This is a genomic window from Kitasatospora sp. NPDC058406 (assembly GCF_042722765.1).
Taxonomy (GTDB): domain Bacteria; phylum Actinomycetota; class Actinomycetes; order Streptomycetales; family Streptomycetaceae; genus Kitasatospora.
This window is the reverse complement of the sequence record NZ_JBHXKE010000020.1, coordinates 43,425-59,569: the sequence shown is the minus strand read 5'-3', so window position 1 is coordinate 59,569 and position 16,145 is coordinate 43,425. Positions and strand designations below refer to the sequence as shown.

Here is a 16,145-nt window from a genome sequence, read left to right as displayed (position 1 = left end):
GGCCACTGGCTGCGGGTGGCCGGCCTCACTGCCGGGCGCCTTCGGTGCTCCGGCCCGCCCCTGATGGGGGCGAATCGTTTCACCGGCCCCGAGACCGCGTCGTGCGCGGCTGAGTTTGCTGCCGTGCCCCCGAGTAGGACGGCTGCGGTGACGGCAGGAGGTACGACCCCGCCGACAGCGGGGCGTGACCGCCTCCGGTCGGGGTCAGCTTTCGGCGAGGATGTGGGACAGCTCCCGGTCGAGGTCGAAGTGACGGTGTTCGGTGCCGGGGGGTACGGCGGCGTCCGTCCGCTTGAGGAACGACTCAAGCGCTCGGGCCGGGGCCTCCAGCAGGGCTTCTCCTTCCGGAGAGCTCAGCGCGATGCAGACCACCCCTTGCCCGTGGCTGCGCGACGGCCAGACCCGGACGTCGCCGGTACCCGTGGGTCGGTGCAGCCCCTCCGCAAGGAGATCTCGGGCGAACACCCACTCCACGGTCTCGTCGGCGCCGGTGTGGAACGTGGCGTGCACGGCATAGGGGTCGGCGGTGTCGTAGCGCAGACCCGCGGGGACGGGCAGTGAGGACTCGCTGGACACGATGAGGCGCAGGTGCAGCTCGCAGCTGACCGTGGTGTTCATAAGCGCCATGGCCTTTCGCTCAGTGTGCGCTCGGGGAATCGCACGTCGGCGAACGGACCATCCCACCTCCAAGACCGATGTAAACCCCTCTGTCCCGATTCGGGCGCGAGTCGTACCCCTTACGGCGCATTGCGGAATCGCCACAGAGTGCCCCGCAGGGCATTACCGGCCCGCTTCTCGGTTAGTTTCCTGGCATGACTGTGCGAAGCGACAAGGCACGCGGTGACGCGGGCGGGAACACGGGAACGGGGGATGTGATCGTGCCGGACGACACGGGGGTGCCGACGGGGCCGGGGAACGACGACGGCGACGGTGGGGGTACGGGGGCGGACACGGACGGTGGCCGGCCGCTGGGCTCACGCGCGCCGCACTTCATCCGCCGCTCCCGCCCGCTGCACCTGAGCTGGCAGGTGGCCGTCTTCCTGATCGGCCTGGCGGTGGTGGTGCTCGGCGTGATCATGCTGCCGCTGCCCGGGCCCGGCTGGGTGGTCATCTTCCTGGGCATGGGCATCTGGGCGACCGAGTTCGTCTGGGCCCAGCTGGCGCTGCGCTGGACCCGGCGGAAGGTGGCCGAGGCGGCCCAGAAGGCCCTGGACCCGCGGGTCCGCCGCCGCAACATCACGCTCACGGTGATCGGCCTGACGGTGATCGCCGGGATCGGCGGCTGGTACCTGTGGAAGTACGGGCTGGTCATGCCCTGGAAGATCGACGAGGACTGAGCGGGGGTCCGTCGCGGACCGGGTACGGACCGTGTGCGGTCCGGCCGGGGAGCGGGGGCCGGCCGGTGCGCCGTCCGGGTGAGGCGGCCGTTCCGGGGGCCGGGGTGAGCGTGTTCGGACCACCCCGTGGGATGCGGTAATGTTTTCCCTGCACCCGGGCGATTAGCTCAGCGGGAGAGCACTTCGTTCACACCGAAGGGGTCACTGGTTCGATCCCAGTATCGCCCACCGGAATGCATTGTGATATGTGAGGCCCAGCCGATTATCGGCTGGGCCTTACATGTATTTCCACAATCCGGTGAACATCGTCCGGGAATGAACTGAGGCGCAGTCATCTTCCGTGCGGAGTGCGAGTTCTGCGGATGTGTCGACCGGCACCCCGGGGAAGCGAGTTGTACCGCACCCCCCGAATGGTGCTACAGTTCTTCTCGTTGCCCGGGCGATTAGCTCAGCGGGAGAGCACTTCGTTCACACCGAAGGGGTCACTGGTTCGATCCCAGTATCGCCCACCGGACAGCATGCAGGCCCCGACCGGAGACCGGTCGGGGCCTGCGGCGTCCGCGCGCACACCGAACGCCGGGCGCCCGGACCGGCCCCGCCGCGCTACGCCGCCATCTCGCACCTGTGGTCCGGGGACAGCCGTCGCCCGCATCCGCACCGGGCCGGCCGCAGCGGCCAGGACAGGTCCACCCGCTCGTCCGCCCCCGACCGGTCGAACCACGCCTGCAACCCCCGGGCCTGTGCCGCGTGCCAGACCGCCTGCCGCAGGTGCAGCTCCGCCACCGTCAGCCCGCCCAGCGCGGCCGGATGGCGCGCACCGATCGTCCGGACCACCGCCAGCGTCGCCGCCGCGTCCTCCGCCGCGTCGTGCGCCCCGGCCAGCTGCACCCCGTAGTGCGTGCACAGGTCGGTCAGCGTCCGGCGGCCCTTGCGGTACCGGTCCACGTGCTTGTCCAGCACCCGGGGATCCAGTATCAGCAGGCCGGCCGGGCCCACCGCGTCCGTCAGCGTGACCCCGCGGTGCCGGCGCAACTCCCGGTCGAGCAGGGTCAGATCGTAGGGCGCGTTCATCACCGCGACCGGGCGGCCGGCCCGGGCCTGCGCCGCCAGCGCGGCGGCGATCTCCGCCACCACCGTCCGCGCCGGGCGGCCGAATGCCCGGACCCGTTCGTCGGTGATGCCGTGCACGGCGCGGGCACCGTCCGGTATCGGCACGCCGGGGTCGGCCAGCCAGGTGGTCGCCTGCGGGGCGGCGCCCGGGGCGAGTTGGACCACCAGGGCGGCCGACACGATGCGGTCGGTCTCGACGTCCACGCCGGTGGTCTCGGTGTCGAAGGAGGCGATCGGGCCGGTGAACCAGTGCTGCTGCATGACTGCCCCTCGGATACAGCGCGTTCCCGCCCTGGTGATACCCGCTCCTGACGTCCCCTCAACCGTTTGGCGCACCACCGGCCGGGCACCCTGCCGACAGGTGCCCTGTTCGAATCGGGACGGGCCCGGGGGGACGGGGGGAGGAACCCGGCGATGGCACTGACCCAGCCGCAGCCCGACGAGGCGGAGGCCGCCCTGCGGGGCAACCTGGCGGTGACCGCCTGCATGGAGACCCTGCAGGTCGGCTACCTGCACGCGGTCGCCGCCGCGGCCGGCTGCTCGCTCTCCCAGCCGTTCCCCGACAACGGCATCGACTGGCAGGTCAGTCACGGCTCCCGGGTCCACGAGATCGACGACGAGGTGACCGTCAAGATCCAGCTGAAGGCCACCCAGCAGATCGCCCCCCATCCGCGCGGCCCGTACTTCAGCTTCACCCTCGACAACGACCACCTGCGCAAGCTCGCCCGCCCCCGGGTCGCGGTGCCCCGCATCCTCGTCGTCATGCTGCTGCCCCGCCGGGTCGACCACTGGCTCGCGGCCCGGCCGGACGCGCTGGAGCTGCGGCACTGCTGCTACTGGGTCAACCTGGCCGGCCACCCGGTCACCGGGCAGCGCCGGACCAACGTCCGGGTACCCACCGCGAAGGTCTTCGACGACCGCGCACTGTGCGACATCATGGCCAGGGTCGGCGCGGGCGGCAGCCCGTGACGGCCCGGCCCCCGGCCGGGAGGAGCCGCACCATGACACTGCCCCACGGGCCACTGCGCCCCGGTCCCGGCGAGCCGCAGGCCCGGGCGCTGCCCGACCCGGCCGCCGTCGACCCCGCGGTGCTCGCCACCCTGCTGGCCCGGCACGGCTGGGTCCGGCGCGGCGGGCCCTCCGCCCGGTACGGCCGCTGGACGCCCCCCGACGGCACCGACCCCGGCACCAGCCTGATCGTCCCCGCCGGTGACGGCTTCGACGACGCCGTCGACCTCCTCACCGACGCCGTCACCGCGCTCTCCCGCTCCGCCAGCCCCTCCGCCCGCGCGATCCTGCTCGCCCTGGCCGTCCCCGGCGACGAGCTCCAGTGGCACCGCGACCTCGCCGGCCCGCCGGGCTCCGCTCCCGCGACGGTGCCCTGGGACGACACCGAACGGCTTCAGCGGGCGGCGCGCGCCATGCTCGCGGCCGGCGCCAAGGCCGGCCGCACCCGGGCCGCGTACTTCGGAGCCCGCCTCGACAGCTGGGCCGGGGACTTCCTCGACCGCGTCCTGGTGGTCTCCGGCGGCCCCGGCCTCACCGCCTACACCCCCGCCCCCGAGGGCCGGGCCGCGGTCACCACCCTGGTCCGCGCCCTGGAGGCGCTGCGCGACGCCGTCGACTACCGCCGGGTCAGCGGCGGTGCGGAGGCCTTCGAGAACGCCGTCCAGTCCGGCGTCAGCCGCGAGCTGGTCGAATCCGTCGAGGAGCTGGTGCGCGGCGCCACCGCGAGCCGGCTCACCGTCGCCTGGTCGGCCGCCGCCGGGACCCCCGGCGGTTTCGGCGACCGCCGGATCGCCCTGGAGTTCTCGCCCGGCGACCTGCCCGCCCTAGCGGAGGCCGCGGAGCTGCTCGAACGCATCGAGCCCGCCGTCGCCGTCACCGTCGTCGGCGTCGTCGTCCGGCTCAAGCGCGCCGACCCGGCGGGCCCCGGCAGCGTCCGCCTGCGGGTGCTCGGCGGCGCCGAAGTCGACGAGGTCAAGGTCCGCCTGCCCGATCCCGCCTACCGGCTGGCCGCCGAGGCCCACCTGGCCGGCACCCCGGTCAAGGTCAGCGGCCGGCTCGAACGGCGCGGCGGCTTCCGCCGGCTCACCCGGCCCACCGGCCTGGAGCCCTGCGGGCTGGAGGAGGCGGAGCGGGAGCGGCTGCTCAAGACCCTGGGCGACGGGTAGGGAGGATACGGAGGTGACGGCGGGGCCACCGGTCTCGGTACCATCGTCACGCGCAGCGAAGTGTTGCGTCCTATGAATCCAGCACGTCAGGAGAGACCGGTGACGGACGTCCGGGTAATCATCAGCCGCGAACCCGATCGGGAAGAGCGCGTGGTGACCACGGGCACTACGGCCGCCGAGCTCTTCGCCGACGACCGTTCGATCATCGCCGCCCGCGTCGGCGGCCAGCTCAAGGACCTCGCGTACGCCGTCCAGGACGGCGACGAGGTCGAGCCGGTCGAGATCGGCAGCAAGGACGGCCTCGACATCCTGCGCCACTCCACCGCGCACGTCATGGCGCAGGCCGTGCAGCAGCTCTTCCCGGAGGCCAAGCTCGGCATCGGCCCGCCGGTCAAGGACGGCTTCTACTACGACTTCGACGTCGAGAAGCCGTTCCACCCCGACGACCTCAAGGCCGTCGAGAAGAAGATGCAGGAGATCATCAAGCGCGGGCAGAAGTTCTCCCGCCGGGTGGTCACCGACGAGGCCGCCCGCGAGGAGCTGGCCGGCGAGCCGTACAAGCTGGAGCTGATCGGCCTCAAGGGCTCCGCCGCCACCGCCGGCGAGGGTGCCGACGTCGAGGTCGGCGCCGGCGAGCTGAGCATCTACGACAACCTGGACCCGAAGTCCGGCGAGCTGTGCTGGGGCGACCTCTGCCGCGGCCCGCACCTGCCGTCGACCCGGATGATCCCGGCGTTCAAGATCATGCGCTCGGCCGCCGCCTACTGGCGCGGCAGCGAGAAGAACCCCATGCTCCAGCGCCTCTACGGCACCGCCTGGCCGACCAAGGACGCGCTCAAGGCGCACCTGGAGTTCCTGGAGGAGGCCGCCAAGCGCGACCACCGCAAGCTCGGCAGCGAGCTCGACCTCTTCTCCATCCCCGAGGAGATCGGCTCCGGCCTCGCCGTCTTCCACCCCAGGGGCGGCATCATCCGCCGCGCCATGGAGGACTACTCGCGCCGCCGGCACGAGGAGGAGGGCTACGAGTTCGTCTACACCCCGCACGCCACCAAGGGGAAGCTCTTCGAGAAGAGCGGCCACCTCGACTGGTACGCGGACGGCATGTACCCGCCCATGCAGCTCGACGAGGGCGTGGACTACTACCTCAAGCCGATGAACTGCCCGATGCACAACCTGATCTTCGACGCGCGCGGCCGCTCGTACCGCGAACTGCCGCTGCGTCTCTTCGAGTTCGGCACGGTGTACCGGTACGAGAAGTCCGGCGTGGTGCACGGCCTGACCCGCGCCCGCGGCTTCACCCAGGACGACGCGCACATCTACTGCACCCGTGAGCAGATGGCCGACGAGCTCGACTCGACGCTCACCTTCGTGCTCAACCTGCTGCGCGACTACGGCCTGAACGACTTCTACCTGGAGCTGTCCACCAAGGACCCGGAGAAGTTCGTCGGCTCGGACGACGCGTGGGAGGAGGCCACCGCCGTCCTCGCCGCCGTGGCCGAGAAGCAGGGCCTGCCGCTGGTGCCGGACCCGGGCGGCGCGGCCTTCTACGGCCCGAAGATCTCGGTGCAGGCGAAGGACGCCATCGGCCGCACCTGGCAGATGAGCACCATCCAGCTGGACTTCAACCTGCCCGACCGCTTCGACCTGGAGTTCACCGCGGCGGACGGCTCGCGCCAGCGGCCGGTCATGATCCACCGGGCGCTGTTCGGCTCGATCGAGCGGTTCTTCGCGGTGCTGCTGGAGCACTACGCCGGTGCCATGCCGCCGTGGCTGGCCCCGGTCACGGTGACCGGCATCCCGATCACCGACGAGCACGTGCCGTACCTGCTGGAGGTCGCGGCCGAGCTGAAGAAGCGCGGCATCCGGGTCGAGGTCGACACCTCGGACGACCGGATGCAGAAGAAGATCCGCAACGCCCAGAAGAGCAAGACCCCGTTCATGCTGATCGCCGGCAACGACGACGTCGAGGCGGGTGCGGTGTCCTTCCGCTACCGCAACGGCGAGCAGAAGAACGGCGTCCCGGTGGCCGACGCGGTCGCCGAGATCGTGGACGCCGTGGAGCGCCGCATCCAGGTGTGACACCACGGTCACGCGTGAGCGCGGGGCGGGCTCCTCGGGAGTCTGCCCCGCGCTGCTTTGCAAGAACGGCCGGGCGAATATGCTGATCAGCATGACGACTGAGCCGGAACTGCAGCGGGGCGTCGGCGAGCCGGACGGCTTCCGCCGCCTGTGGACCCCCCATCGGATGGCCTACATCCAGGGCGAGAACAAGCCCACCGGCCCGGCTCCGGACGACGGTTGCCCGTTCTGCTCGATTCCGTCGCTGAGTGACGAGGACGGGCTGGTCGTCGCACGCGGCGGCTCCGTGTACGCGGTGCTCAACCTCTACCCGTACAACGGCGGTCACCTGATGGTGGTCCCGTACCGGCACGCGGCGGACTACACCGAGCTGGACGAGGCGGAGACGGCCGAGCTGGCGGTGTTCACCAAGAAGGCGATGACGGCGCTGCGCGCGGCCTCGGGCGCGCACGGCTTCAACATCGGGATGAACCAGGGGACGGCGGCAGGTGCCGGGATCGCGGCGCACCTGCACCAGCACGTGGTGCCCCGCTGGGGCGGGGACACCAACTTCATGCCGGTGGTCGGCCACACCAAGGTGCTGCCGCAACTGCTGGCGGACACCCGCAAGATGCTGGCGGAGGCCTGGCCGCAGGACTGAGCCGGGACGGACCGGGGCCCCTGCCGACCGTGTGTCGGCAGGGGCCCCGTCGTGCCCGGTGCGGCCGTCAGCCGGCGTCGTAGTGGTCGACCTTGAACGGGCGGCTGCCCTGGGCCTCGGCCTTGAGCCCGGCGGCGCGGCCCTTGAAGGCGCGGTCGGTGTCCAGGTCGTGCTCGGCGAGGAACTCCAGGGTGGCGGTGTGGACGGCGCCGAGCACCGGGTGGGCCGAGTTGAGCGCGTTGTCGGCCATGGTGCGGGTGCCCCACGGCAGGCCGGCCCAGATGTGCCGCAGGCCGAAGGGCTCGGGCAGGCCGAGGCCGCCGCCGAGCCAGCCGAGCAGGGCGGGCATCCGGTAGAAGGGCGCGCGGACGGCCTGCCGGACGACCTCGTCGTTGTCGATCAGCGGGAGCTTGACCGTGCGCTCCTCCCAGAACCGCACGGTCTTGGCGACCGACTTCTCCTTGGCCTTGGGCTTGTCGAAGAAGAAGCCGTTGATCGGGCCGAGGGCGTAGCCGGCGACGGTGATGTTGAGGGTGTTGGCGAGCAGCACCACGGTGACGGTGAAGGTCAGGACGAGCTTGCCGTCGTGGGTGATGAACTGGGTGGCGAGGTAGTGGCGGGGGCCGCCGCCGAAGGTCTGCTTGTCGGCGACCGCCTGGACGGCGAAGTCGCGCATGTGGTCGCCGTCCATGTCGGCGCCGCCGGGGCGGCTGATCTCGTCCGCGCTCTCGCCGACCTCGAAGACGACCCACTGCTTGACCCGGACGCCGGGCATCCCGCTGTTGGCGACCTCGCTGATGCCGAGCGATTTGAGGTGTCCGGAGATCTTCCGGACGAGGTCCCAGGGGTGGAACTGGCGGAAGTCGATCTGGCCCTCGGCGGGGCGCAGGGTGTCGATGAGCTTCCACTCGCCCCAGCGGCGGCCGACGCCGAGGATGCCCTTGGGGCCGGCGTAGTGCTGGATGTTGGTCTCCTGCTCGGAGTCCAGCCGGCCGAGCTTGGCCCGCAGGTCGGCGGCCTTCTTGTCGAGGTCGTCGCGCGGGACGGCCATCGGGACGGTCGCGGCGACGGCGTTGCCCTCGACCAGCTGCAGCCAGCGGGCGCGCAGGTCGACGGCGGTGCGTTCGACGATGCGCTTCGCGAGGTACCAGCCGATGACCGGGGCGAGCATGACCAGGCGCAGGTAGATGCCGAGGACGCCGCCGACCGGGGGCTTGATCGCGAGCAGGGCGGCGAGGGCGGCGACGAGGACGAGGACGACGGCCCCGTACACGCCGGCGTTCTTGGGGTTGTCGCGCCGGAGCCAGGCACGGAGCTGGAAGGCGCCCAGCCAGACGAGGGCGCCGGGCAGGCAGAGCACGCCGGTGACGACGGAGATGGTGGACAGCTGCCGGTCGCGGTTGCGGCGGATCTCCTCGGCGGCGAGGCAGTGCTCGACGACCTGGCGGGTCTCGACGCCGAAGGCGGGGACCAGGGGCTTGCGGTCGCCGCCGAGCGCGCGGGAGATGAGCGCCTTGCTGAAGGCCTCGCCGAAGTTGGGGGCGAAGAGGGCGAAGCGGCCCTTCTTCGCGGTGGCTCCGTCGAGCTTGCCGGCGTCGTCGGCGAGCTTGCCGTCGCGGTACGCGGCCGAGGAGAGTGCCTGCGTGCCGGCGGTCTGCGGGCCGACGTCGGTCCGGGGTATCTGCGCACCCGGGGTCATGTCGAGTGTCGTCACGGTGGCGTCCCCTCCTCCCCTTGTCCTGCGGCAGATTACCGTGCCGTGGTGCCGCTGTGTGGATGATCGTCTGAAGTGCCGTCACGATCGGGCCACGGTGGACCTGTGGGGCATGATGCCCAGGTTTCGGGAGCGCGATGCGCCGGGGCGGACCCCGGCTGCCCTGTCCGCCGGCGGCGGCGTCGGATGGTGCACGATGACGGTATGGACAACGTGGTGGTGAGGGATCCGGTGCTGGTCTTCGACGGGGACTGCGCGTTCTGCACGACCTGCAAGAACTGGGCCGAGCGGTACCTGCGGCAGACCCTGGCGTCGGGCGGCTGGGACGCGGTGCCGTTCCAGTTCGCGGACCTCGCCGGCCTGGACGGGGCGGCCGGGGGGCGCGGGGAGGTGTCCTGGGAGCGCGCGGAGCGCGAGCTGCTCTGGGTGACCCCGGCCGGCCGCGTCTACGGCGGGGCGCAGGCGGTGGCGCGGCTGCTGCTGCGCTCGGGCGGGGCGTGGGCCTACCTGGGCGGAGTCCTGGCGTCGGCGCCGGTGCGGCCGGTCGCGGCGCTGGCCTACCGGTGGGTGGCGAGGAACCGGCACCGGATGCCGGGCGGGACGCCGGCCTGCGCACTGCCGCAGCGCCCGGCCGCCGCCGCGCCCGACGGGCGGGGCGACACCGACGCCTGACGGGCCGACGGCCGGCGGACCGGGGCGGCCCGCCGGGGCGCTCGGCCCGCCGGGGCGACCGGCGCGTTCCGGTGGTCAGTCCTTCCCGGTGAAGCGGGCGGCGAGCGCGGCGGGCATCGGTTCGTGGCGCAGGTGGGCGCGGCTGAACCCGGCGGTGCCGTGGGTGAGCGAGCGCAGGTCGACGGGGTAGCGGGCGAGTTCGAGCTCGGGGACCTCGGCGCGGAGCAGGGTGACGCCGGGGCCCGCGGTCTCGGTGCCGAGGACGCGGCCGCGGCGGGCCGAGAGGTCGCCGAGGACGGCGCCGAGGTAGTCGTCGGGGAGCAGGATGCCGACCGCGGCGACGGGTTCGAGCAGCCGGATGACGGCGTGCTCGGCGGCGTCGCGCAGGGCGAGGGCGGCGGCGGTCTGGAAGGCCGAGTCGGAGGAGTCGACGGAGTGCGCCTTGCCGTCGGTGAGGGTGACCCGGATGTCGACGAGCGGGTGCCCGGTGGAGACGCCCTTGGCGAGCTGGGCGCGGACGCCCTTCTCCACGGAGGGGATGAAGTGCCGGGGGACGGCGCCGCCGACGACGTGCTCCTTGAACTCGAAGCCGGAACCGGCCGGCAGGGGTTCGACCTCCAGCTCGCAGATGGCGTACTGGCCGTGGCCGCCGGACTGCTTGACGAGGCGGCCGTGGCCGGCGGCGGCGGTGCCGAAGGTCTCGCGCAGGGCCACCCGGTGTTCCACGGTGTCGACGTGGACGTTGTGCCGGGTGCGGAGGCGGTCGAGGACGACCTCGGCGTGGGCCTCGCCGGTGCACCAGAGGACGAGCTGGTGGGTGTCGGGGTTCTGCTCCAGCCTGAGGGCCTGGTCCTCGGCGGCGAGCCGGGTGAGCGCCTGGGAGAGCTTGTCGTCGTCGGCCTTGCTGTGGGCCTCGACGGCGATCGGGAGCAGCGGTTCGGGGAGGGTCCAGCCGTCGAGCTTCACGGGGTGGCCGGGGTCGTGGGCGGTGTCGCCGGCCCGGGCGGTGGTCAGCTTGGCGGCGCAGACGAGGTCCCCGGCGACGGCGTGCGGGACGGGGCGCTGGAGTTTGCCGAAGGGGCTGGTGAGGGCGGTGACGCGTTCCTCGGTGTCCTGGTCGGCGGGGTGGTCGGGGCCGGCGAGGTGGATCCGGGTGTCGGGGCGCAGGGTGCCGGCGTAGAGCCGGAGGAGGCTGATCCGGCCGACGTAGGCGTCGCCGGTGACGCGGACGACCTGGGCGGCGAGGGGGGCGTCGGGGTCGCACTCGGGGGCGGGGCGGGTGCGTTCGGTGGGGTCCGGGAAGGACGCGGCGATCAGGTCCAGGAGTTCGGTGGCACCGAGGCCGTTCTCGCTGGTGGGGACGGCGGGGTGGAGGGCGCACGCGAGGACTTCGCGGCGCAGGCCCGCTTCGAGGGCGTCGGTGTCGAGGGGGTCGCCGGAGAGGTAGCGCTCCATGAGGGTGTCGTCCTGGCCGGAGATGGCCTCGACGAGGCTCTCGCGGGCCGGGGCGGTGTCCGGCAGCGGCTCGGTCCGTCCGTAGGTGTGGCCGGTGAGCAGGTCGACGCTGCCGTCGGGGTGCCCGTCGTGGTGGACGGGCAGGAAGAGCGGCCGGAGGGTGTCGGGTCCGAGACCGAAGGCGTCGTGGCATGCGGCGAGGATGTCCTCGAAGCTGCTGCGGGCGACGTCGAGCTTGGCGACGGCGATGGCGCGGGGGATGCCCTCGGCGGCGCACTCGCGCCAGAGGGCGCGGGTGGGGGCGGTGACCGGGTCGGTGGCGGAGACGACGAACACGGCGGCGTCGGCCGCGTGCACGGCGGCGTGCAGCTCGGCGGCGAAGTCGGGGTGGCCGGGCGGGTCGATCAGGTTGATCTTGACGCCGTTCCAGGCGAGGGGGAGGACCGAGAGCTGGACGGAGCGCTGCTGCTGGTGCTCGACGGGCTCGTGGTCGGCGACGGTGGTGCCGTCGGCGACGCGGCCGGGGCGCCCGACGGAGCCCGCGGCGTGGGCGAGGGATTCGGCGAGGGTGGTCTTGCCCACGCCGGCGCAGCCGATGAGGACGACGTTGCGCAGGTCGCGAGGTCCGGTCACGGCGGGTGCCTGGCCGGCTCGGGCGGTGCTGCGGTCGGGCATCGGGGTCTCCTCCCGTCGCGCCGAGACTGACGGTGAAAGTCTAGGTGCGACGGTCCGCGCGCGCCGGGTCGGCGGGGTGCGGGCGCCGGGACGGCCGGTGCCGGGGGCACGCGGGGGCCGGTCGGGCGGTGCGTGGGCGGGGTCGGTTCCCCGGCGTGGCTACCATGGGTGCGCCGGGTGGGCTGATCCATTCGGTCGTCTGCCGCGCACTGTGGCCGCAGGCGGGTACCAGGCAGATCGGAGCGGTCCGGAAGGCCATGCTGAACAAATACGCGCGTGCCTTCTTCACACGTGTCCTGACCCCGTTCGCCGCGTTCCTGATCCGGCTGGGTGTGAGTCCCGACACGGTGACGCTGGTCGGTACGGCCGGTTCGGTGACGGGTGCGCTGGTGTTCTTCCCGCGGGGGGAGTTCTTCTGGGGCACCGTCACGATCACGCTGTTCATCTTCTCGGACCTGGTCGACGGGAACATGGCCCGGCAGCTGGGGCGGTCCACCAAGTGGGGGGCGTTCCTGGACTCGACGCTGGACCGGGTCGCCGATGCGGCGGTCTTCGGCGGTCTGGCCATGTGGTACGCGGGCAAGGGTGACAACGACCTGCTCTGCGCGGTGGCGGTGTTCTGCCTGGCGAGCGGGCTGGTGGTGTCGTACACCAAGGCCCGGGCCGAGAGCCAGGGGCTGCCCTGTGACGTCTCGGGACTGGTGGAGCGGGCCGAGCGCCTGGTGATCAGTCTGGTGGCGGCCGGTGTGGCGGGTCTGGCCACGTTCGGGGTGCCGTACGTGGAGTGGCTGCTGCCGGTGGCGCTGTGGCTGGTGGCGGCCGGCAGCCTGGTGACGGTGGTCCAGCGGATGGTGACCGTGCGCCGTGAGGCGTTCGAGGCGGACCGCGTGGCGGCCGGGAGCTGAAGGGGCGGGCCTGCGGTGAAGGACCGACTGGTGTACGCGGCGTACGCGACGGGCTGGGGCGTGCTCAAGCACCTGCCCGAGCCGGTGGCGCGAGGGCTGTTCGACCGGCTGGCGGACTACGCGTGGCGGCGGCGCGGCCCGCGGGTGCTGCAGCTGGAGGCGAATCTGCTGCGGGTGCGCCCGGGGGCGGACGAGGCGCAGCTGCGGGAGCTGTCGCGGGCGGGGATGCGCTCGTACATGCGGTACTGGCTGGAGTCCTTCCGGCTGCCGGTGTGGAGCCGGCAGCGGGTGGCCCGGGACGTCCGGGTGGACGGCTTCGACCAGCTGCGGGAGACGCTGGAGTCGGGGCGCGGCGCGGTGATCACGCTGCCGCACATGGGCAACTGGGACCTGGCGGGCGCCTGGGTGGCGCTGGAGGGCTTCCCGTTCACGACGGTCGCGGAGCGGTTGGAGCCGGAGCGGCTGTTCGACCGGTTCGTGGCGTTCCGCGAGAGCCTGGGCATGGAGGTGCTGGCGCTGACCGGCGGCTCGGTGAACGTGGTCGGCACGCTGGCGCGGCGGCTGCGGGAGGGGAAGCTGGTCTGCCTGGTGGGGGACCGCGACCTGTCCGAGGCCGGCGTTGAGGTGTCGTTCTTCGGCGAGGCGACCAGGATGCCGGCGGGCCCGGCGGCGCTCTGCCAGCGGACCGGTGCGGCGCTGATGCCGGTGTCGCTCTGGTACGAGGGCACGATGCTCCGGGCGCAGATCCACCCGGAGATCGCGGTGCCCGTCGAGGGCGACCGCAAGGAGAAGACCCGGGTGATGACGCAGGCGATGGCGGCGGTCTGGGAGGACGCGATCCGCGAGCACCCCGAGGACTGGCACATGCTGCAACGGTTCTGGCTGGCCGACCTGCCCGTCCGTGAGACGGTGGGGGCACCGGCCCGTCCGGCGGGTCGTCCCGTCGAGGAGCCCACCGCCGAGGCCTCCGGGGCCTGACGGCCCGCCCGGAGGCCCGCCCGAAGGAGCATGAGGAGACCTGTGAAGATCGGCATCGTCTGCCCGTACGACTGGGACGTCCCCGGCGGGGTGCAGTTCCACATCCGGGACCTCGCCGAGCACCTGATCGGCCTGGGCCACGCGGTGTCGGTGCTGGCCCCGGCCGAGGACGACGAGGCGCTGCCGCCGTACGTGGTCTCGGCGGGTCGGGCGATGGCGGTGCCGTACAACGGCTCGGTGGCGCGGCTGAGCTTCGGCCTGCTGTCGGCGGCCCGGGTGCGGCGGTGGCTGCACGAGGAGCGGTTCGACATCCTGCACGTGCACGAGCCGGCCGCGCCGAGCCTGTCGATGCTGGCCGCCTGGTCGGCGTCCGGGCCGATGGTGGGCACCTTCCACACGTCGAACCCGCGGTCGCGGGCGATGATCGCGGCCTCGCCGATCCTCCAGCCCGGGCTGGAGAAGATGCGGGCCCGGATCGCGGTGAGCGAGTACGCGCGCCGGACGCTGGTGGAGCACCTGGGCGGCGACGCGGTGGTGATCCCGAACGGCGTGGACGTGGGGTTCTTCGCCGAGGCGGAGCCGGACGACCGCTGGACCGGCGGGGCGGAGCGCGGGGAGCCCGGCACGATCGGGTTCGTCGGCCGGATCAACGAGCCGCGCAAGGGCCTGCCGACCCTGCTGGCGGCGATGCCGCGGATCCTGGCCGAGCGGCCGGGGGTGCGGCTGCTGGTGGCGGGCAAGGGCGACGAGGAGGAGGCGGCCGCGGGCCTGGCGCCGGAGGTCCGGGCGCAGGTGGAGTTCCTCGGCATGGTGAGCGACCGGGAGAAGGCCCGGCTGCTGCGCAGCGTCGACCTGTACGTGGCGCCGAACACCGGCGGCGAGAGCTTCGGGATCATCCTGGTCGAGGCGATGTCGGCGGGTGCGCCGGTGCTCGCCAGCGACCTGGACGCGTTCAAGCAGGTGCTGGACGGCGGGGACGTCGGCGAGCTGTTCCCGGTGGAGGACGCGGACGCGCTGGCCCGGTCGGCGCTGCGGCTGCTGGCGGATCCGCAGCGGCTGCGGGAGCTGAGCGGGGCGGCGTCCCGGCACGTGCGGCGGTTCGACTGGTCGACGGTGGGCGCGGATATCCTGGCCGTGTACGAGACGGTGGCGTCGGGGGCCGCGGCGGTGGTCGAGGCGGACGAGCGCGGCGGCCGGTGGGGCCGGTTCGGGCTGGCCCGGGACTGAGCCCGGGGCGCCGGGGCCGGTCCCGGGCCCGGTGCGGGGATTGCCCGGGGGCCTGCCGCGGTTAGGGTCTGCCAGACCCGTTCCCGCGTACTGGAGGCATCCGATGCCGCAGATCTCCGTCGACTACTCGCCGAGCCTGGACGGCTCCTTCGACCGCCGGGCGCTGGGCCTGGCGATCAACCGGCTGGCGGTGGAGACGATCGCCGCGAAGCCCGAGGGGTGCAAGACGATCTTCCGCCGGAACGAGCCGGAGGTCGTGGTGGGGGAGAGCGAGCGCCCCGAGGCGCAGGTGTTCGTGCAGTTCGCGATCTTCCCGGGGCGCAGCCCGGAGGCGAAGACGGCGCTCACCGAGGGGGTCCTGGCGCTGCTGGCCGAGCACGTCGCGCCGGCGCCGGGGGAGCGGCTGCACCTGGCGGTGGACGTCCGGGACATGGACCGCGAGGTGTACCGCAACACGGCGATCGAGGGGTGAACCGGGAGCACCCGGTAGCGTAGCGCCCCGTGACTACCTGGATCTGGGCCGGCGTGGCCGTGGTGCTGTTCGGCATGTATCTGAGTTGGACGGCCGGCCGGCTGGACCGGCTGCACGCCCGGATCGACGCCGCCCGCGCGGCGCTGGACGCGCAGCTGGTCCGCCGGGCGTCGGTGGCGGTCGAGCTGGCCACGTCCTCGCTGCTGGACCCGGCGGCCTCGTTGCTGCTGCTGGACGCCGCGCACGCGGCCCGGCAGGCGGAGGACGAGCAGCGCGAGGTGGCGGAGAGCCAGTTGAGTCTGGCGCTGCGGGCGGTGTTCGCCGACCCGGAGCAGGTCGCCGTGCTGGTGGCCGAACCGGGCGGCGAGGAGGCGGTCAAGGACCTGACGGCGGCGGCGCGGCGGGTGCCGATGGCGCGGCGGTTCCACAACGACGCGGTGCGGGCGGCCCGGGCGGTGCGCGAGCACCGGCTGGTGAGGTACTTCCGGCTCGCGGGCAAGGCCCCGTTCCCGATGGCCTTCGAGATGGACGACGCGCCGCCGGCGGCGCTGACGCCGGAGGGCTCGCCCTCGTAGGGCGGGCCGTCGGCGGGGGGCCTCGCGCGCGCCTTCCGGGGCCGGTTCCCCCGGGGCCGGGGCCTCGGGGCGCCCGCGGGAAGGCACCCCGCAGGGGGGCTCCTAGGGGTGTCCCTTTCCGGACACCTCTTC

15 protein-coding genes and 2 tRNA genes are annotated in these 16,145 nt (G+C 73.1%); 13 read left to right on the top strand and 4 right to left on the bottom strand.

The window, feature by feature from the left end:
• Nucleotides 1-204: 204 nt before the first annotated feature.
• Nucleotides 205-618, bottom strand: a complete 414-nt coding sequence (locus ACFWOG_RS06590) for an SsgA family sporulation/cell division regulator (protein ID WP_030056266.1) — start codon at nucleotides 616-618, stop codon at nucleotides 205-207.
• Between the two features lie 194 nt (nucleotides 619-812).
• On the opposite strand from ACFWOG_RS06590, the gene ACFWOG_RS06585 reads away from it, so the two are divergent.
• From ACFWOG_RS06585 to ACFWOG_RS06575, 3 genes are all read left to right on the top strand, one after another.
• Nucleotides 813-1,337, top strand: coding sequence for a TIGR02611 family protein (locus ACFWOG_RS06585; RefSeq protein ID WP_329949825.1), 525 nt, complete (start codon nucleotides 813-815; stop codon nucleotides 1,335-1,337).
• 156 nt (nucleotides 1,338-1,493) lie between these two features.
• A tRNA-Val gene (locus tag ACFWOG_RS06580) sits at nucleotides 1,494-1,565 on the top strand.
• A 209-nt stretch (nucleotides 1,566-1,774) separates the two neighbouring features.
• Nucleotides 1,775-1,846 (top strand) — tRNA-Val (locus ACFWOG_RS06575).
• A 94-nt stretch (nucleotides 1,847-1,940) separates the two neighbouring features.
• Here the strand turns inward: ACFWOG_RS06575 and ACFWOG_RS06570 are convergent.
• Nucleotides 1,941-2,708, bottom strand: a complete 768-nt coding sequence (locus ACFWOG_RS06570) for an exonuclease domain-containing protein (protein WP_380355403.1) — start codon at nucleotides 2,706-2,708, stop codon at nucleotides 1,941-1,943.
• 153 nt (nucleotides 2,709-2,861) lie between these two features.
• On the opposite strand from ACFWOG_RS06570, the gene ACFWOG_RS06565 reads away from it, so the two are divergent.
• The 4 genes from ACFWOG_RS06565 to ACFWOG_RS06550 all read left to right on the top strand — a co-directional run bounded on the left by ACFWOG_RS06565 (nucleotide 2,862) and on the right by ACFWOG_RS06550 (nucleotide 7,340).
• Entirely contained in the window at nucleotides 2,862-3,416 is a 555-nt protein-coding gene (locus ACFWOG_RS06565) for a DUF4365 domain-containing protein (RefSeq protein ID WP_329949827.1), read from the top strand.
• Between the two features lie 32 nt (nucleotides 3,417-3,448).
• Nucleotides 3,449-4,621: a hypothetical protein gene (locus ACFWOG_RS06560; protein WP_380355400.1), complete on the top strand. Its 1,173-nt coding sequence runs from the start codon at nucleotides 3,449-3,451 to the stop codon at nucleotides 4,619-4,621.
• Nucleotides 4,622-4,720: 99 nt separating this feature from the next.
• Nucleotides 4,721-6,700 (top strand): threonine--tRNA ligase, encoded by a 1,980-nt coding sequence (gene thrS, locus ACFWOG_RS06555; RefSeq protein WP_355404251.1) that lies wholly within the window; start codon nucleotides 4,721-4,723, stop codon nucleotides 6,698-6,700.
• 79 nt (nucleotides 6,701-6,779) lie between these two features.
• Nucleotides 6,780-7,340, top strand: coding sequence for an HIT domain-containing protein (locus ACFWOG_RS06550; protein WP_329882271.1), 561 nt, complete (start codon nucleotides 6,780-6,782; stop codon nucleotides 7,338-7,340).
• Between the two features lie 67 nt (nucleotides 7,341-7,407).
• Here ACFWOG_RS06550 and ACFWOG_RS06545 read toward each other — a convergent pair whose 3' ends face one another.
• Nucleotides 7,408-9,054: a hypothetical protein gene (locus tag ACFWOG_RS06545; RefSeq protein ID WP_329882270.1), complete on the bottom strand. Its 1,647-nt coding sequence runs from the start codon at nucleotides 9,052-9,054 to the stop codon at nucleotides 7,408-7,410.
• 204 nt (nucleotides 9,055-9,258) lie between these two features.
• Between ACFWOG_RS06545 and ACFWOG_RS06540 the strand changes: the two genes are divergently transcribed.
• A complete protein-coding gene (locus ACFWOG_RS06540) occupies nucleotides 9,259-9,726 on the top strand; it encodes a DUF393 domain-containing protein (RefSeq protein ID WP_329949830.1) in 468 nt (155 codons plus the stop codon).
• 75 nt (nucleotides 9,727-9,801) lie between these two features.
• Here ACFWOG_RS06540 and ACFWOG_RS06535 read toward each other — a convergent pair whose 3' ends face one another.
• The gene (locus ACFWOG_RS06535; protein ID WP_380355395.1) at nucleotides 9,802-11,856 is read right to left on the bottom strand and encodes an elongation factor G-like protein EF-G2; all 2,055 of its coding nucleotides are present in this window, start codon (nucleotides 11,854-11,856) and stop codon (nucleotides 9,802-9,804) included.
• 257 nt (nucleotides 11,857-12,113) lie between these two features.
• Between ACFWOG_RS06535 and pgsA the strand changes: the two genes are divergently transcribed.
• The 5 genes from pgsA (at nucleotide 12,114) to ACFWOG_RS06510 (ending at nucleotide 16,013) form a co-directional block, all read left to right on the top strand.
• The gene (pgsA, locus tag ACFWOG_RS06530) at nucleotides 12,114-12,761 is read left to right on the top strand and encodes a phosphatidylinositol phosphate synthase (RefSeq protein WP_327683718.1); all 648 of its coding nucleotides are present in this window, start codon (nucleotides 12,114-12,116) and stop codon (nucleotides 12,759-12,761) included.
• Nucleotides 12,762-12,776: 15 nt separating this feature from the next.
• Nucleotides 12,777-13,739, top strand: coding sequence for a phosphatidylinositol mannoside acyltransferase (locus tag ACFWOG_RS06525; RefSeq protein WP_380355391.1), 963 nt, complete (start codon nucleotides 12,777-12,779; stop codon nucleotides 13,737-13,739).
• Between the two features lie 42 nt (nucleotides 13,740-13,781).
• On the top strand, nucleotides 13,782-14,966 hold the full coding sequence (locus ACFWOG_RS06520) for a glycosyltransferase family 4 protein (RefSeq protein ID WP_380355408.1): 1,185 nt from the start codon (nucleotides 13,782-13,784) through the stop codon (nucleotides 14,964-14,966).
• A gap of 103 nt (nucleotides 14,967-15,069) precedes the next feature.
• Nucleotides 15,070-15,438 (top strand): 5-carboxymethyl-2-hydroxymuconate Delta-isomerase, encoded by a 369-nt coding sequence (locus ACFWOG_RS06515; RefSeq protein ID WP_380355388.1) that lies wholly within the window; start codon nucleotides 15,070-15,072, stop codon nucleotides 15,436-15,438.
• A 29-nt stretch (nucleotides 15,439-15,467) separates the two neighbouring features.
• Nucleotides 15,468-16,013, top strand: coding sequence for a hypothetical protein (locus ACFWOG_RS06510; protein ID WP_329882264.1), 546 nt, complete (start codon nucleotides 15,468-15,470; stop codon nucleotides 16,011-16,013).
• Nucleotides 16,014-16,145: the final 132 nt, after the last annotated feature.

Excerpts from the sequence above, each read along its gene's own strand:
- ACFWOG_RS06585 (WP_329949825.1), top strand. The coding sequence starts at position 813 with ATGACTGTGCGAAGCGACAAGGCACGCGGTGACGCGGGCGGGAACACG.
- ACFWOG_RS06535 (WP_380355395.1), bottom strand. The coding sequence starts at position 11,856 with ATGCCCGACCGCAGCACCGCCCGAGCCGGCCAGGCACCCGCCGTGACC.
- ACFWOG_RS06540 (WP_329949830.1), top strand. The coding sequence starts at position 9,259 with ATGGACAACGTGGTGGTGAGGGATCCGGTGCTGGTCTTCGACGGGGAC.
- ACFWOG_RS06565 (WP_329949827.1), top strand. The coding sequence starts at position 2,862 with ATGGCACTGACCCAGCCGCAGCCCGACGAGGCGGAGGCCGCCCTGCGG.
- ACFWOG_RS06550 (WP_329882271.1), top strand. The coding sequence starts at position 6,780 with ATGCTGATCAGCATGACGACTGAGCCGGAACTGCAGCGGGGCGTCGGC.
- pgsA (WP_327683718.1), top strand. The coding sequence starts at position 12,114 with ATGCTGAACAAATACGCGCGTGCCTTCTTCACACGTGTCCTGACCCCG.
- ACFWOG_RS06570 (WP_380355403.1), bottom strand. The coding sequence starts at position 2,708 with ATGCAGCAGCACTGGTTCACCGGCCCGATCGCCTCCTTCGACACCGAG.
- ACFWOG_RS06590 (WP_030056266.1), bottom strand. The coding sequence starts at position 618 with ATGAACACCACGGTCAGCTGCGAGCTGCACCTGCGCCTCATCGTGTCC.
- ACFWOG_RS06515 (WP_380355388.1), top strand. The coding sequence starts at position 15,070 with ATGCCGCAGATCTCCGTCGACTACTCGCCGAGCCTGGACGGCTCCTTC.
- ACFWOG_RS06560 (WP_380355400.1), top strand. The coding sequence starts at position 3,449 with ATGACACTGCCCCACGGGCCACTGCGCCCCGGTCCCGGCGAGCCGCAG.